Annotated in this window: 20 protein-coding genes; 6 read left to right on the plus strand and 14 right to left on the minus strand. The window is 62.4% G+C overall.

The genetic code is table 11. The annotated features are described in order from the left end of the window. Positions 1-75: 75 nt before the first annotated feature. Entirely contained in the window at positions 76-1,488 is a 1,413-nt protein-coding gene (locus NKJ15_RS24685) for an aminotransferase-like domain-containing protein (RefSeq protein ID WP_352818107.1), read from the minus strand. A gap of 93 nt (positions 1,489-1,581) precedes the next feature. On the opposite strand from NKJ15_RS24685, the gene NKJ15_RS24690 reads away from it, so the two are divergent. After that, on the plus strand, positions 1,582-1,827 hold the full coding sequence (locus tag NKJ15_RS24690; protein WP_352818110.1) for a DUF1127 domain-containing protein: 246 nt from the start codon (positions 1,582-1,584) through the stop codon (positions 1,825-1,827). Positions 1,828-1,853: 26 nt separating this feature from the next. Here the strand turns inward: NKJ15_RS24690 and NKJ15_RS24695 are convergent, their stop codons facing one another. From NKJ15_RS24695 to purC, 6 genes are read right to left on the minus strand one after another with little or no spacing between them, the layout of a single operon-like run. After that, a complete protein-coding gene (locus tag NKJ15_RS24695; protein ID WP_352449399.1) occupies positions 1,854-2,495 on the minus strand; it encodes a Pr6Pr family membrane protein in 642 nt (213 codons plus the stop codon). A 4-nt stretch (positions 2,496-2,499) separates the two neighbouring features. After that, complete coding sequence (locus tag NKJ15_RS24700; protein WP_352449400.1) at positions 2,500-2,910, minus strand: hypothetical protein; 411 nt, start codon at positions 2,908-2,910, stop codon at positions 2,500-2,502. 2 nt (positions 2,911-2,912) lie between these two features. Further along, positions 2,913-3,578, minus strand: coding sequence for a glutathione S-transferase family protein (locus tag NKJ15_RS24705; RefSeq protein ID WP_352818113.1), 666 nt, complete (start codon positions 3,576-3,578; stop codon positions 2,913-2,915). Positions 3,579-3,609: 31 nt separating this feature from the next. Continuing rightward, on the minus strand, positions 3,610-4,278 hold the full coding sequence (purQ, locus tag NKJ15_RS24710; protein ID WP_352449402.1) for a phosphoribosylformylglycinamidine synthase subunit PurQ: 669 nt from the start codon (positions 4,276-4,278) through the stop codon (positions 3,610-3,612). A 1-nt stretch (position 4,279) separates the two neighbouring features. Continuing rightward, complete coding sequence (gene purS, locus NKJ15_RS24715) at positions 4,280-4,522, minus strand: phosphoribosylformylglycinamidine synthase subunit PurS (RefSeq protein WP_352501590.1); 243 nt, start codon at positions 4,520-4,522, stop codon at positions 4,280-4,282. 40 nt (positions 4,523-4,562) lie between these two features. Further along, entirely contained in the window at positions 4,563-5,357 is a 795-nt protein-coding gene (purC, locus tag NKJ15_RS24720; RefSeq protein ID WP_023674725.1) for a phosphoribosylaminoimidazolesuccinocarboxamide synthase, read from the minus strand. A 270-nt stretch (positions 5,358-5,627) separates the two neighbouring features. Here purC and NKJ15_RS24725 point away from each other — a divergent pair, with 270 nt between their 5' ends. Beyond that, on the plus strand, positions 5,628-5,948 hold the full coding sequence (locus NKJ15_RS24725; protein ID WP_023674726.1) for a DUF1476 domain-containing protein: 321 nt from the start codon (positions 5,628-5,630) through the stop codon (positions 5,946-5,948). A gap of 118 nt (positions 5,949-6,066) precedes the next feature. Continuing rightward, the gene (locus NKJ15_RS24730) at positions 6,067-6,840 is read left to right on the plus strand and encodes an HpcH/HpaI aldolase family protein (protein ID WP_352449404.1); all 774 of its coding nucleotides are present in this window, start codon (positions 6,067-6,069) and stop codon (positions 6,838-6,840) included. Here the strand turns inward: NKJ15_RS24730 and NKJ15_RS24735 are convergent. Then, positions 6,837-7,385 (minus strand): RBBP9/YdeN family alpha/beta hydrolase, encoded by a 549-nt coding sequence (locus NKJ15_RS24735; protein WP_352818118.1) that lies wholly within the window; start codon positions 7,383-7,385, stop codon positions 6,837-6,839. The two genes, NKJ15_RS24730 and NKJ15_RS24735, sit on opposite strands and share 4 nt — an antisense overlap. A gap of 274 nt (positions 7,386-7,659) precedes the next feature. Between NKJ15_RS24735 and NKJ15_RS24740 the strand changes: the two genes are divergently transcribed. Further along, entirely contained in the window at positions 7,660-8,472 is an 813-nt protein-coding gene (locus tag NKJ15_RS24740; protein ID WP_352766797.1) for a VOC family protein, read from the plus strand. 1 nt (position 8,473) lies between these two features. Here the strand turns inward: NKJ15_RS24740 and NKJ15_RS24745 are convergent, their stop codons facing one another. From NKJ15_RS24745 to NKJ15_RS24760, 4 genes are read right to left on the minus strand one after another with little or no spacing between them, the layout of a single operon-like run. Then, positions 8,474-9,046 (minus strand): alpha/beta hydrolase, encoded by a 573-nt coding sequence (locus NKJ15_RS24745; RefSeq protein ID WP_352818121.1) that lies wholly within the window; start codon positions 9,044-9,046, stop codon positions 8,474-8,476. Continuing rightward, positions 9,046-10,353, minus strand: a complete 1,308-nt coding sequence (purB, locus tag NKJ15_RS24750) for an adenylosuccinate lyase (protein WP_352818124.1) — start codon at positions 10,351-10,353, stop codon at positions 9,046-9,048. Before purB ends, NKJ15_RS24745 begins: the two co-directional genes overlap by 1 nt. 59 nt (positions 10,354-10,412) lie before the next feature. Continuing rightward, a complete protein-coding gene (locus NKJ15_RS24755) occupies positions 10,413-10,913 on the minus strand; it encodes a hypothetical protein (RefSeq protein WP_352818127.1) in 501 nt (166 codons plus the stop codon). An 11-nt stretch (positions 10,914-10,924) separates the two neighbouring features. Continuing rightward, the gene (locus NKJ15_RS24760) at positions 10,925-11,650 is read right to left on the minus strand and encodes a DUF2259 domain-containing protein (protein ID WP_352501595.1); all 726 of its coding nucleotides are present in this window, start codon (positions 11,648-11,650) and stop codon (positions 10,925-10,927) included. A gap of 249 nt (positions 11,651-11,899) precedes the next feature. Here NKJ15_RS24760 and NKJ15_RS24765 point away from each other — a divergent pair, with 249 nt between their 5' ends. Then, positions 11,900-12,154 carry a DUF2171 domain-containing protein gene (locus tag NKJ15_RS24765; protein WP_023674734.1) on the plus strand — a complete coding sequence of 85 codons (255 nt, stop codon included), beginning with the start codon at positions 11,900-11,902 and terminating at the stop codon, positions 12,152-12,154. A gap of 46 nt (positions 12,155-12,200) precedes the next feature. Here the strand turns inward: NKJ15_RS24765 and NKJ15_RS24770 are convergent, their stop codons facing one another. Together NKJ15_RS24770 and NKJ15_RS24775 are read right to left on the minus strand one after the other, a co-directional pair. After that, positions 12,201-13,220 carry a P1 family peptidase gene (locus tag NKJ15_RS24770; RefSeq protein ID WP_352501680.1) on the minus strand — a complete coding sequence of 340 codons (1,020 nt, stop codon included), beginning with the start codon at positions 13,218-13,220 and terminating at the stop codon, positions 12,201-12,203. 14 nt (positions 13,221-13,234) lie between these two features. Beyond that, a complete protein-coding gene (locus NKJ15_RS24775) occupies positions 13,235-14,308 on the minus strand; it encodes a branched-chain amino acid ABC transporter substrate-binding protein (protein WP_352818130.1) in 1,074 nt (357 codons plus the stop codon). Positions 14,309-14,488: 180 nt separating this feature from the next. Between NKJ15_RS24775 and NKJ15_RS24780 the strand changes: the two genes are divergently transcribed. After that, positions 14,489-14,983 carry a flavin reductase gene (locus NKJ15_RS24780; protein WP_352457772.1) on the plus strand — a complete coding sequence of 165 codons (495 nt, stop codon included), beginning with the start codon at positions 14,489-14,491 and terminating at the stop codon, positions 14,981-14,983. Positions 14,984-14,985: the final 2 nt, after the last annotated feature.

Consider the following 14,985-nt stretch of genomic DNA (forward strand, 5'->3'; position numbering starts at 1 on the left):
ACTAAAACGATGGAAAGCAACAGCTGACCGCAAGTTGCGAAAGATCGCCACTCGACCCGCCGGTTTCAAGCCGGTTCAGGAAAAGCTGTCGTAGCCGGCGCGGCCTTCGTCCAGAAGCCGCCGGATTACCGCGACGCCGTGCGCGATATCGTCCCGCTGTCGCGGTTGCGAGATGCCAAACCGCACGCCGTGAAAGGCCTGTTCGGAACGCCCTGCCTTGAACTCGTCCTCGTCGTCGATGAGCACGCCATGTTCAAGGCAGGCCTGCTTGAAAGTGCCGGAAAGCCATGGGTCCGGCAAAGTGAGCCAGACGAACGGCACGTTATCCAGCGCCTTGAAATCGAAGCCGTCGAGTGTCTCGCGCACGATCGCGATGCGCGCACCGATCTCGGCAATGCTGCGCTTGCGCACCTCAGCGGCCTGACCGGACAGCACCAGCCGGCTGCCCACCTCCGCCAGCAGAAAGGGCAGGCCGCCCGTCATCATCTTGTGGGCAACCCGGATGCGGTGACGATAGGCCGGCGGGCAAGCGAGCCAGCCGCCGCGAACACCCGCCGCAACCGATTTCGACAGGCCGCCGGCAACGATGGTCCGTTCGGGAGCATATTCGGCCATTAAAGGCGTTGGGTCATCGGTCAGTCCGCCATAGAGATCGTCCTCGATCAGGACGACGTTATATTGACGGGCGACATGCGCGATTGCCTCGCGGCGCGATGCCGACAGCGTTGTCAGCGTCGGGTTCTTGGCCGTCGGCATCAAAAACATCATCTTCGGGTGCTTTTGTGCGCAGACGCGCTCGAAATCCTGGGGATCGATGCCCTCGTCGTCAGTCGCCACCAGTGCGGTCCGGCGACCGATCAGGCCGGCACTGCGCGAGATCTGCGAATAGGTGAGGTGCTCGAAGACGACATAGTCGCCGGGGGCGGTGAGCCCCGCAATGGTTGCCATCACCGCGGCGTGGGTGCCGAGCGTGGGAACGATTGCATCCGCCGCCGGGCGATAGGAATTGCGCGACAGCCAGCGCCTGCCCGCTTCGAACCAGCGGTCCGGGAAATCACGAGTATAGCTTGAAATCTCATGCGGATGGTCTTGCGCCGTGCGTGTCAACACATCGGCGACGATGGCACCCTGGCCGACATCCGGTGCGGCGGTGCTATCGAAGCGCAGCTTGTCGCCGGGCGCATCCATACAGCGCGTGCCTTGTTCGACCGGCCCCAGGAAATCCGGCTTTGCGCTCTCCGACTGTTGAGCGATAACATAGGTTCCGCGGCCGACCTCGCCGCTGACCAATCCCCGCTCGCGCAGCAATTGATAGGCCCTGCCGACCGTGCCGACGGTCGTGCCGATGTCGTATGCCAGATCGCGCTGCGGCGGCAGCTTTGCCCCTGCACGGATCAAGCCGCGGTCGATGTCCGTCTCGATGGAATCGGCAAGCCGCTGATAGAGCGGGCCGGTGCGGGCGGTCAGGTCTGGAAGCCAAGTTGTCATGGTGACAATTTTTTACATTGCACCGAAATGAGAGTCAATACATATGGAGCGGGCCGTACGAAAAGGCACAATTGCAATCTTGGCAGAAAGAAAATGGGTACAATAGAGACAATCCGCTACGCGGCAGTTGAATTGACCGGAAGCCGCTCGTCGGGCCGGAGATCCTATGTTCGCCGGCTCGTGCAAGTGGTCACGTCATTCGTCCGATGGATCGACAGCCTGCTGGATCGCCGCCGCAGTCGGCTGGTCCTGCTCGAGATGACCGAAGCCCAGCTCAAGGATATCGGCATTTCGCGCTGCGATGCCCATCGTGAAGGTCTGAGGCCGTTCTGGGACTGAGGAGTTCGACGGGGCGCTATCGCACTTTAGCGGATGTCCGCCGCCCTGATCCGCGTGACACCATGGTCCACAAGCACCGCCACAATGCACAGCATCAGAAAGAGCCCGGTGATGGCCAGAGCCGAGACGGCGACGCTGGTCGCGCCGTTCTTAGCGAGATCGAGGAACGGGTAGGGCACTTCACCGGCAATCGGCGCCCGCAGCAGCGCGTAGGCCAGATAGGCGATCGGATAGATCATCCACCAGGAGATGTCGCGCCACCGCGTCGAGCCGTCGGCGCCTGCCACAAGCCACCACAGCACGAACAACACCGGCGTCACATAGTGCAGGAGCACATCGCAGAGCAGGAACAGCCCTTGCGGCTGCCAAAGCTGCGCCAGGACCGTTGCATAAACGATGAGGACCAGCGTTATGGCGACGGCTACGCCCGCCCGCATCCGTGGCGCGGCAAAGGCCGGAAACCAGGCATAACCCGTCGACGACAGCAACGAGGCATGGACGAGCACTGCGCCGATGTTGGTCAGGATGGTGAAGAAGCTGAAATAGAAGACCAGCGAGCCGCCAAAGCCGCGGCCGGCTTCCATTGATGCCGGGACGGTGATGCAGATCTGCAGGACGAGCCCGGCCAGGCCGACGACCAGACCGGTGATCTGCAGCACGCGACCCATTGGGCTAGGCAGCAGCGCCGCAGGCCGGATTGCCCGCCTGCCAGCGGGCAATGTCCGAGCCGATGCGCGCGCCGAGCGGTTCCGCCATCAATGGGCCGAACACGTCGACGCGGCTCGAATTGCCTTGCGCTTGCACGACCAGCAACGGCTTTCCACCATAATGTTTGGCCGGCACCAGCAGGAAACGGGGCGTGCCGCTAAACGAATTCAGTTCGTTGGCCATCTGGTAAGATTTGAAGGCAGGGTCCTTGCTGGCGATCCAGCATTTGTGGGCAGCGATTGCCACCTGTTCCATGGCAAGCAGTGACGCGCTCTTGCCCGCTGGCGCCGGCGTGCTCTTCGGGCCTGACTGGCATGAGGCGAGTACAAGCCCGGCGGCAGTAGCGACGGCGAGGCGCGTGGTCGTCGGTGTCATGTTCAAGCGGCGCCCATCTCGAGTTCGGACAGAAAGATCTTCAGACCGTCTGTCATCTCACCCCAGACGCGCGACAGCGCCGGATGCTGCAAGGCGATTTGCTCGTAGGCATCGAATTTCGGATAGGCGTCAAGCAAATCGGGGCGGCCGATCGTTGTCCTGAAATTGTTGAAGACGAACCGGGTCGGCGTCAACCACGCATCGGCAAAGGAGATGTCGTCGCCGAGCGCGAACGGGCCATGCGCCATGCGGGCCTCGATTACCGCAAGCCCGTGATGCAATCGGGCGAACTGTGCCTTGATCTCCGCCTCATTGCGCTGCGGCACGAAATAGAGTTCGAACAGCTTCATGGTCGGGGCGAGCACGTCGAGGTCGGTAATGCGGGCGAACATGCGCACCAACGCCCGGTCTTTCGTATCCTTGGGCAGCAGCGCCGGCTCGGGGAAACGCTCCTCCAGATATTCGGCAATGACTACCGATTCGACGATCGTTTCGCCGGAACCGGTGATCAGCACCGGAATCCTGTTGAGCGGCGAGATGGCACGAAATGCCTCGGGGATGGGAAACCCCGGCGGCGGTGCAATGAGCTTGAGCGGCACGTTCTTGATGTAGGCCAACGCCCGCACGATCGACGAATAGGGCGACAACGGCCGCGAATAGAGTTTCATGACCGTCGCTCCAGGAGGAAAATTGAAGGCATCAAGCGGCGATGCCCAGCGCGCTTTCGAACAGCGCCCGGCCGTCGCTGCCGCCATGCGCCGCTTCGATCAGGTTCTCGGGATGCGGCATCAGGCCGAGCACATTGCCGCGGCCGTTGACGATACCGGCAATGTCGTTGATCGAGCCGTTGGGATTGGTGCCTACGGCATAGCGGAACACCACCTGGCCTTCGCCTTCGAGGCGGGCCAGCGTTTCGGCATCGGCAAAATAATTGCCGTCATGGTGCGCCACCGGCGCGCGGATGATCTGGCCCGGCTGATAGCGGCGGGTAAACATCGTGTTGGCGTTGGCGATCTGCAGCTTCACCTGACGGCAGACGAATTTCAGCGAGGTATTGCGCATCAATGCGCCCGGCAGCAGGCCGGCCTCGACCAGGATTTGGAAGCCGTTGCAGACGCCGATGACCGTAACGCCCATGGCCGCCTTTTCGGCCACCGCCCGCATTACTGGCATGCGCGCGGCAATCGCGCCGCAGCGCAGATAATCGCCGAACGAAAAGCCGCCGGGAATGGCGATCAGGTCGACATCGGGAATTTCGGTGTCGGTCTGCCAGACGGTGACCGGCGGCGTGCCGGAAATCTTGGTCAGCGCCGCGATCATGTCGCGGTCGCGATTGAGGCCGGGGAGCAGGACGACGGCTGATTTCACCTCAGGCGATCTCCACCGCGTAATTCTCAATCACCATATTCGCCAGAAGCTTGTCGCACATGGCATTCAGATCCGCTTCGGCCTTGGACTTGTCGCTCTCGGCAAGTTCGATATCAAAAACCTTGCCTTGCCGCACCTGGCCGATGCCGCCGAAACCCATTGCGGACAGCGCATGCTCGATTGCCTTGCCTTGTGGGTCTAGCACGCCGTTCTTGAGGGTTACGGTAATGCGGGCCTTGATCACGCTGGACATGTTCCTGTTCATCTGTTGAGCGGGCAAGCCGTCAGTGCGGCTTGCCTTTGACGCCGTCGGTCGATGCGACGAGCACCGGCCCGGCCGGACGCGGTGGCTCGTTCTCGTTCATGATGCCGAGACGGCGGGCAACTTCCTGATAAGCCTCGACCAGCCCGCCCATGTCGCGGCGGAAGCGGTCCTTGTCGAGCTTGTCCTGCGTCGCCACGTCCCACAGCCGGCAGGAATCCGGCGAGATCTCATCGGCAACGACGATGCGCATCATATCGCCTTCGAACAGGCGGCCGCATTCAATTTTGAAATCGACCAACTGGATGCCGACGCCCATGAACAGGCCGGAAAGGAAGTCGTTGACGCGAATGGCCAGCGCCATGACATCGTCGATCTCCTGTGGGCTCGCCCAGCCGAAGGCGGTGATGTGCTCTTCCGAGACCATCGGATCGTCGAGCGCATCGGCCTTGTAATAGAATTCGATGATCGAGCGCGGCAGCACGGTGCCTTCCTCGATGCCCAGGCGCTTGGCCAGCGAGCCGGCGGCGACGTTGCGCACCACCACTTCGAGCGGGATGATCTCGACTTCCTTGATCAACTGCTCGCGCATGTTGAGCCGGCGGATGAAGTGGGTCGGAATGCCCATCCGGTTGAGATGATTGAAGATGTGCTCGGAAATGCGGTTGTTGAGCACGCCTTTGCCATCGACGATTTCATGCTTCTTCTTGTTGAAAGCGGTAGCGTCGTCCTTGAAGAACTGGATCAGCGTGCCAGGCTCCGGTCCCTCATAAAGGATCTTGGCCTTGCCTTCATAAATGCGGCGGCGATTTTTCATCTGATTTTTCTCTGGATTTGCGGGCAGGCGGCAAGCGACCAGTTCCTGTCCGTCTGCCTAAAATAAGATGGCGACGGTGGGGTTCAATGCCGGTGTCTATCCCAATCGCACTGTTTGCTCAATCGGCAAATCCTTTCAATCAACCGCTTTCGGGCACCGAAATGCCGCAGCGCAGCAAGCAATGTAGCATATTGACCGGCCGGCGCCCTTTTGGTTTGTGCTCCGGCAACACATATTGGCACAACGAATCGGATTTCACGGAGGGATGCCATGAGCAGCATGAAAGACCGCGAAGAGGGCTTTGAGCGCAAATTCGCATTCGACGAGGAACTTCGGTTCAAGGCTGCGGCACGCCGCAACAGAGCGCTCGGCCTGTGGGCTGCCGAAAAGCTCGGCAAGTCCGGCGCCGATGCCGACGCTTATGCCAGGGAAGTGGTCGTCAGCGACATCGAGGAAGCCGGCGATCACGACGTTTTCCGCAAGATACGCAAGGATTTCGATGCGGCCGGCATCGACCAGTCGGACCATCAGATCCGCCGCACCATGGATGAATTGATGGCGCAGGCGATCGAGCAGATCAAGAACACCTGATCCCCATCGATACTCTTCGAATGCTGGACCAATCGACCGCCCGGCCTCACCGGGCGGTTTTTCTTTGCCTTTGCGGTCATTTCCGGCTGAATTGCTGCAAGCAAAGAGGAAATCGCCAATGTCCCTGAAGTCACGCCTTGCGGCCGACGAGACGCTGTTCACCGCATGGTCCGGCGTGCCGGATGCCTTGACGGTCGAGATACTGGCCAGGCAAGGATTCGACGCGGTTACGCTCGATATGCAGCATGGTGGCCATCACGAGGACAGCGTGCTGCGCGGGCTTGTGCCGGTGCTGGCCGCCAACAAGCCGGCTTTGGTACGCATCCCGGTCGGCCGCTTCGACATGGCCAGCCGTGCGCTCGACTTCGGCGCCGAGGCGGTGATCGCCCCGATGGTGAATTCGGTGGCGGACGCAAAGCTGTTTGCTGCCGCAATGAAATACCCGCCACTCGGCGAGCGCTCCTGGGGCCCGACCTATGCTTTTCCGCGCCATGGCAAGGGCGACTATGCCGACTGGCTGCGCGACAGCAACCAGCGCACCATGGCGTTCGCCATGGTCGAAACGCGGGCCGCGCTTGATTCACTCGACGGCATCCTCGACACGCCGGGCATCGACGGGATATTCCTTGGCCCGTCGGATTTCTCGATCGCCTGGTCGAAGGGCACCACCGTCAGTTCGACGCTGGAGAGCATGATGGGGACCGTCGCCTCGATCGCCGACCGCACCCGCAAAGCCGGCAAGCATGCGGCGATCTATGTGATGGAACCGGCCATCGCCGGTCGCGTGGTGTCGATGGGTTACCGGCTGCTGGCGATGGGTTCCGAGCATTCGCTGATTTCGCTTGGGGCAAAGACCCTGCTGAACAGCGTCAGGGATTCGATCGCTTCCTAGAGATCCGTGAGGAATTTCGCGAACGTCATCGAGCCTTCAGGCCAGGGGCCGAAGCCGGAATTCGTGTTGAGATGACCGGCATCCCCGGCGTCGATGAACAGCGAGCCCCACGCCGCGGCAATGTCCTCGGCGACGCCGAAGGCGCAGAACGGGTCGTTGCGGCTGGCGATCACCACCGACGGAAACGGCAGCGGGTCGCGCGGATAGGGGCCGAAGGTCATCAGGTGCCTCGGCTTTATCTCTGGATTGGCGACATCGGGCGGCGCCACGAAGAAAGCGCCGGCGACCGGCCTCTCGAACCGAGGCAATGCTTGAATGACCGCCGCGACGCCAAGCGAATGGGCGACGATGACGACCGGCCGCTCGGCCTCGTTAACCGCCTTGGCGACACCGGCCGTCCAATCCTCGCGCACCGGCTTCGACCATTCCGCCTGTTCGACGCGGCGCGCTGTCGATAGTTTCGACTGCCAGCGGCTCTGCCAATGATCAGGGCCGGAATTGGTGTAGCCCGGCACGATGAGAATATCTGCTTCCCTGACTTTCATGGCGCGCATGTAGCGAGAGGCGCTGTCGGGTGCAACCGGGTATGAACTAAACAGCGACACGCAAACGGCCGCTCATGAGCCCGGTTCTGCTCGCTATTGTGAACACCCTGTTCGCTTCTTGCGCTCTTGTGTGAACGATCGCGATCAACGATCTGTCGCCAGGAAAGAAGAATGGCTGTTCCGAGATTTTGGCACGGACATGGCGTAGAATGATTGATGGCGCCGGATTGCTGTGTTGGAAGCTTGTCGAGCGCCGCCTGAACGGAGCACTTTGATGAGCGAACTGCCTTTTGCCGCGACGACCCCGGTCAGCGTTGCCCGCGTCGGCTTGCGGGCGCGCGATGCAGACAATCTCGCTGCCTACTATCGCAAAGTCGTCGGTTTGCAGGAACTGAGCCGCGCCGGCGGCACGATTACGCTCGGCGCAGTCCATCGCCCTTTGCTCGACATCGAAGCGGATCCGGCCGCGAAACCCGATGACCCGCGCAGCGCCGGTCTTTTCCACACCGCCTTCCTGCTACCCAGCCGGGCCGATCTCGGCCGCTGGATCAATCACGCCATCGCCGGCAAGATCGGCATCGAGGGCGCATCCGATCATCTGGTCAGCGAGGCTCTTTACCTAACCGATCCGGAAGGCAACGGCATCGAGATCTATGCCGACCGCCGTCCGCAGGACTGGAAATGGAACGGTGACAAGATAGCGATGGCGACGGAGCGGCTGAACATTCCGTCGGTTGTTGCCGAGGTGCCGGCCGGCGACACCGGCTGGCAGGGCGCGCCGGAAAACAGCATTATCGGCCACGTCCATTTGCGGGTCGGCAGGCCGGAAGAAGCCGAAGCATGGTGGCATCAGGAGTTCGGTTTCGACACAGTGGCAAAGTACGGTGGCGCGGCGGTGTTCCTGTCGTCCGGCGGCTATCATCACCACATTGGCGCAAATGCGTGGCAGAGCGCGGGCGCCGGTCGCCGCGATCCCGCCCGCTCCGGCTTGGCCTGGGTCGAGATGCGCTCGGACAATGCCGCAAGCGAGACCACCCGCGAGGATCCGTGGGGCACGGTGATAAGGACGGTTCCCGGTAAGGCGTAGGTTAGAGGTCTGCTTTTTCGAGCAAGCGGCCAAGCATGAGCAGGCCCGCCGGCCACAGGCCGAGGCGGGCCTCGTTTCCCATATGGCCGAGATCGCCCGCATCGGCGAGTTCGGCACCCCAGGCTGCGGCGAAGGCGGTCGCCTTGTCGAAGGTGACGCGTGGGTCGCTGCGGCTCGCCACCACCAATGTCGGGAAGGGCAGGCGCTTCAGCGGCATCGGCGCGAACGGGCGCACCGCGTCGAATGAGGGATCGGCATCCTCGACATTGGTCGCGGCAACCAGGAATGCCGCCGCGACCTTGTCGAGTTGGCTTTGACTGGCGCCGGCAGCCCACTTCACCGCCGTCGCCACCGCCAGCGAATGCGCAAGCAGCACGACGCGGCGCGGTGCGGCGGCCACCGCGGCATCCACCTGGCCGATCCAGTCTTCAGGCTTTGGCCGGTCCCACTCGGCCTGCAGCACGCGGCTCGAATTGGGGAACACCCGGCACCAATGCGACATCCAATGATCCGGCCCGGAATTGCCGCGCCCGGGCAGGGCAAGGAAATCGAAATCTCCGGCCGACGAAATCATCAGGCTTCTCCAAACACTCGGCTAAAGATCGTATCGACGTGCTTGGTATGATAGCCCAAGTCGAATTTCTCGCGGATCTCGGCCTCGGGCAAGGCTGCGACAACGTCCTTGTCGGCCAGAAGTTCCTCAAGAAAATCAGCGCCTTGCTCCCACACCTTCATGGCGTTGCGCTGCACCAGCCGGTAGGCGTCCTCGCGCGAAACGCCGGCTTGCGTCAGCGCCAGCAGCACGCGCTGCGAATGCACGAGGCCGCGGAATTTGTTCATGTTCTTCAGCATGTTGTCGGGGTAGACTAGCAGTTTGTCGACGACGCTGGTCAGGCGTGAGAGCGCGAAATCGAGCGTCACCGTCGCGTCGGGCCCGATCATGCGCTCGACCGAGGAATGCGAGATGTCGCGTTCGTGCCAGAGCGCCACATTCTCCATTGCCGGCAATGCGAAGGAGCGCACCATGCGGGCAAGGCCGGTGAGGTTCTCGGTCAGCACCGGGTTGCGCTTGTGCGGCATCGCCGACGAGCCCTTCTGGCCGGGTGAAAAGTACTCTTCTGCTTCGAGTACCTCGGTGCGCTGCAGATGGCGCACCTCGATCGCCAGCCGCTCGATCGACGAGGCGATGACGCCGAGCGTGGCGAAGAACATCGCATGGCGGTCGCGCGGAATCACCTGCGTCGACACCGGCTCGGGCTTCAGTCCGAGTTTCTTGGCCACGTATTCTTCGACGTAGGGGTCGATATTGGCGAAGGTGCCGACCGCACCCGAGATGGCGCAGGTGGCGATGTCCTCGCGTGCGTGCACCAGCCGCTCGCGGCAACGCGAGAATTCGGCATAGGCCTGCGCCAGCTTGACGCCGAAGGTGGTCGGCTCGGCATGGATGCCGTGGCTGCGGCCGATGGTGACAGTGTCCTTGTGCTCGAAGGCGCGGCGCTTGAGCGCCGCAAGCAGCTCGTCAATGTCGGCCAGCAGGATGTCGCTGGCGCGGGTGAGCTGCACGGCAAAACAGGTGTCGAGAACGTCGGAGGATGTCATGCCCTGGTGGATGAAGCGGGCATCCGGCCCGACGAATTCGGCGAGATGGGTGAGAAAGGCGATGACGTCATGCTTGGTGACCCGCTCGATCTCGTCGATGGCTTCGACATCGAATTTTGCCGCCCCGCCTTTCTCCCAGATGGTCTCGGCGGCCTCCTTCGGGATGACGCCGAGCTCGGCCAATGCGTCGCAGGCGTAGGCCTCGATCTCGAACCAGATGCGGAACCGGGTTTCGGGCGACCAGATGGCCACCATTTCCGGCCGGGAGTAGCGAGGGATCATCAGTCGGTCCTGACTTGCGAGAGCATTTGCCCGCGTCCTAACAGAGGCAGGCAAAATGCTCAACGTTGCTGGCGCGCAAACCAGACACTGGCGACAGCGAGTGCAACGAAACCGAGCGGAAAATACAGCCGGATGCCGAGGACGACGAACTGGTAAAGCGCCGTCAACATCGTGAACACGAACTGGAAAACCCAGGTGATGGTGAGCGCGGGTGCATGCCATTGGACATAGTAGGAGCGGTATTGCAGCCCAAAGAGGCCGCCGGTGAAGGTAATTGTCGCGGCGAGAAGGCAGACGAAGGCGGCGGCGAGGGCGATTTCCCAGTGGCGTCCGAGCGAGACGAGCCGCGCCAGAAACAGCCCAACCGGGAAGGCCAGCGCGCCGCCGGCAGCATAAAGCAGCGAGACGAAGCGGACCTTCGCCGGGGTCTCCCAATCGTACAACAGCAGATTGAGCAGCGCGCTGGCGCCCATCGCCATGGCCCACAACAAGGCACCGGCAAATGCCGTGCGCAGCGGCGGCAAGGAGCGGCGGAGACGATGCAGGGCGCGATAGCGCATGGCGGGGAACTTCACAGGCGACCGGTTACCGCGATCCAGCGATAGTCCGGCCCTTCGAAGCCGTATTGGCGCACCGCGATCAGCACGGCATAGGCGCTGAGGCTATCCAGCGAAAATGTCTGAACCGCGCCGATCTGGTAGCCATTCGGACAGCCTCTGCTTTGCGGGATCGATTTGTCCTCGTGAATGATCCTCGTCTGGCCGCCATCCTTCGCCTCGATGCGCAGCAGGCGAAAGCCGTTGATCTCGCCCTGGCTCTGGCAGCGTTCGGTGTCATTCATGCCGATCTGGTCGAGCCGGAACTCGAGCGGATCGTCGACCGGCGAGAAGATCGGGCGCGGATTGACCACCATGCGGAAGGGATCGGCAGAAAGCTCGGTCACCGGGTTGAAGCCGGCGGTGATGCCGCGATTTGCCGTGAGTTCCGCCTGACTGACGATCGCTTCGCCCCTTTGCCGGGCCTGCAGCCGCGCTGCGGCCACCGTGGCATTCTCGTCGTCGAGCCGGACACGTATCGGCGAGCCCTTCAGGAAACTGTCGTCGGCCGTGTCGATATAATAGCGTGTCGCATAGGGAAATCCCGATCCGTCCTGGACGCCGTATTCCTCGAAGGCAAAGACCCCGCCATCACTGCTGAAGCCGAGGATCTCAAGCTCGGCGACATCGCCTGCGAAGGCGGCGGCCAAAGTTGCAAGCGGGGCAAGCAGGCAGACTGCAAACAGGGCAAGATTTCGCATGGGGCTTTCCATTCCGACGGTCGACGCCCTCAAATTCCTATCACGATGCCGTCAAAAGATCGTGCTGACTGAAACACAAAGTCGATGCATCCAATCCGGCCGTCGTTTGTTATTGTCGGCAACTTCACCGCATCGTGCCTTCCGAAAATCAGGATCGATTTTCGGAAGGCGCGATGCATTGATTCAAAAATGTTTAGAGCGTCCTTTGCGCGTTCAAAGGGACGCGCGGCGCTCTAAGGGAGACCCCCAATGACTGATGCAGCCAAGATTCGCGAACGTATGGAAGTGATCGGCGCCGACGGCGTCCATGTCGGTACCGTCGACAAGGTTGACGGAGATCGCATAAAGCTGACCAAGCGCGACAGTGGCGAGGGCGCTCACAGGGGCCATCACCACTTCATTCCTCTCAGCCTTGTCGCCGAGGTCGAGGGCCAGAAGGTGCGGCTGTCGGCAAACTCGGATGTTGCGGTCACGTTCGAGGAAGAAAAATCCGAACCCACCTGATCATAATCCAGTCTGATTACGGCTCACCCGAATGAGCGTTGCGCGTTCAGCGCGACGACCAGACCGGGAACAGATCGCCCTCGGCCGGCGTCGCGGCAAAGACGCCGCGGCTGATGGCGCGTGCCATCGTGGCGCCGGCCGCGGCGTAGAGATCGACGGCATCGTTGGGTGCGAGCTCGATGCCGCTCTTGCCCGTTGCCAGCGCGAAGACCAGATCGCCGTCTGCGGGCGTGTGTGTCGGCCAAATGGCACGGACAAAGCCGTCATGCGCCGATATCGCCAGACGTTTGGCGGCGGCCTTCGTGAGTACCGCATCGGTGGCGATCACGGCGATGGTCGTGTTGGCGCCGGTTTCCGCCTGTTCTGCCGCATGCTTGTCACGGAACTTCAGCAGGACCTTTCTGGCATCGTCAGGCATCGGGTGGGGATAGCCTAACCCGCCGAACTCGTCGCCGATCTCGAACGGCGCCGCCCAGAAATGGCGGGTCCCTGCGACCGTCACCGAGCCGGTCGGGTTGACGGCGGCGAGCGCGCCGATGGTGACGCCGCTGTCCAGCACTGTCGAGGCCGAGCCGAGCCCGCCCTTCAGGCCGGAACTCAAAGCCCCGCTACCTGCGCCGGCAGTGCCGAGCGCAAAGTCTATCGCGGCGGCTTGCGCGGCTTCGTAGCCAAGGTCACGGTAAGGCGGATACCGGCCCCAATCCTTGTCGCCGCCATTGCGCAGGTCGAACAGGATCGCCGCCGGCACGATCGGCACGCGAAAGCCGCCGACCTCGACGCCGATGCCCCTTTCACGTAATGCCGCCTGCACCCCCGACGCGGCGTCGAGGCCAAAAGCCGACCCGCCCGAAAGCACCAGGGCATGGATGGCGTGGATCGAATTGTGCGGCTCGAGCAGGTCGGTTTCGCGGGTGCCCGGCGCACCGCCCAGGATTTGCACGCCGGCCACGGCCGGTTCGTCGCAGATGACGGTGGTCACACCCGATTTCAGCTTGGCATTCGCCGCATTGCCGACACGCAGGCCGGCGACGTCCGTGATGAGATTGCGCGGACCCGCATGGAACATCCCTGTGCTGGACATCATTGGCTCTCCGCCGGCACGAAACGGCCGCCGTCGAAACGGAAGGCTCGATAAGGATTTTGCGTCAGGTCACCTTTTTCGTCAAAGCGGATCGGTCCGATCGCCGTGGTGAAGTCATGCGCGGTCAGCACGTTGGCCAGCCTCTCGCCGGAGCTTTGCGTCAATGCTGAAGCCGACTTGGCGATCTCGACCGCGGCATAGGCGGGCAGCGTGTAACCTTCCGGCACGATGTTTTGTCCGGCAAAGCTCTGCAGCACCTTGGGGTCGGCGACATCGGCCCATTCGGGCGGCGCGATCATCAGCGTGCCGGCGGCATAAGCCACGTCGCCGAGCGGCGCGCGCAACGCTTCGCCGCCGGCAAACACCATGCCGGTATTTAGCTGGCCAGCATCCCGGCCCATAATGGCGACATCATCGCCGTCGCCGCCGGCAAAGACATGCGTTGCGCCGGCTTTCCTAAGTCGGCCGATCAGGCCGATCTGGTTATCGAGCTGCGGCCGGAACGTGTCGACGAAAACCGGCTTCAGCGCCGCTTGCTCGGCGGCTGCCCGAAACGTCTCGGCCATTTCGCGGCCATAGATCGTGCCGTCGTCGACTATGGCGAACAGCTCGGTCTGCCATAGGCGGGTGAGGATGGCAGCGACGGCATTGCGCTCGTCGTCGCCGCGCGGCCCGAGACGATAGATCGGCCATCCGGTCTTGGCGCGCCGGTCGGTCAGGCTTTCCGTGCGAACGCCGACTGTGATCACCGGTATGCCGGCATCCTTGAGGATCGGCAGAGCCGCCTCGATTGCGTCGGTGCACAAAAACCCGACGACGACGTTGACCTTGGCCGCGGTGAATTCCCGCGCGGCGGCGGCGCCACCGTCGGCCGTGCAGGCGTCATCGATCGTCCTGATCTCGGTACCGTCAGCTTCAGCCGCCATTGTCGCGCCGGCCTCGATCTGTTTGCCGAGGATTGCCGACGGCCCCGACAAAGGTGCCGCGACGCCGACCCGCAGCGTCTCGGCGCTCGCACTACCGGCGACCGAGAGCCAGGCCAGCACCGCTATTGTGGTTGTCCAACGTCGCATGCGAGCGAAGAATTCCTCCGCGCCGATCGCGTGTTCTGCCGGCGCCAATGCCGTCAAGACCTAAAGGCTGGCCAGCTTTGGCGCAACACGCGAATTCGGGATATAGGTCAAGCACTTCGCTTGTGGCCTGCAATATCCCCCCATATATAACGGTTGGTTCTGACTAGTGGAAAATCATCGGTGCTGAAGAAGAATGACATCGGGCCGCAGGCCTACCGCGACGCGATGGCCCATTTTGCTGGCCATGTGCATGTAGTCACCACCGATGGCCCTGCCGGCAGGCGCGGCGCGACGGTGATCGCGGCCTGCTCGGTGTCGGACACGCCGCCAACTATCTTGGTTTGCCTCAATCGTGAAAATCCCAAGAACGAGCCGTTCGTGGAAAACGGCAAATTTGCCCTGAACACGCTGGCTTCGGATCAGGAGCCGCTGTCGATCGGCTTTTCCGGCATTACCGGCCTGCCGGTCGAGGAGCGTTTCGCATTGGCCGAATGGGATGTGATCTCGACCGGTGCGCCGACGCTGAAGGGTGCGCTCGCCGTCTTCGACTGCGAACTGATCGACTCCAAGGATCTGGCCACCCACCGTGTGCTTTTTGGCAAGGTTACAGGTTTGCGCATCGGCGATAATTTGCGGCCGCTGATCTATCACAACCGCGGTTACCACGCTTTGTAGAG

Source organism: Mesorhizobium sp. M0207, assembly GCF_040321995.1.
Classification (GTDB): domain Bacteria; phylum Pseudomonadota; class Alphaproteobacteria; order Rhizobiales; family Rhizobiaceae; genus Mesorhizobium.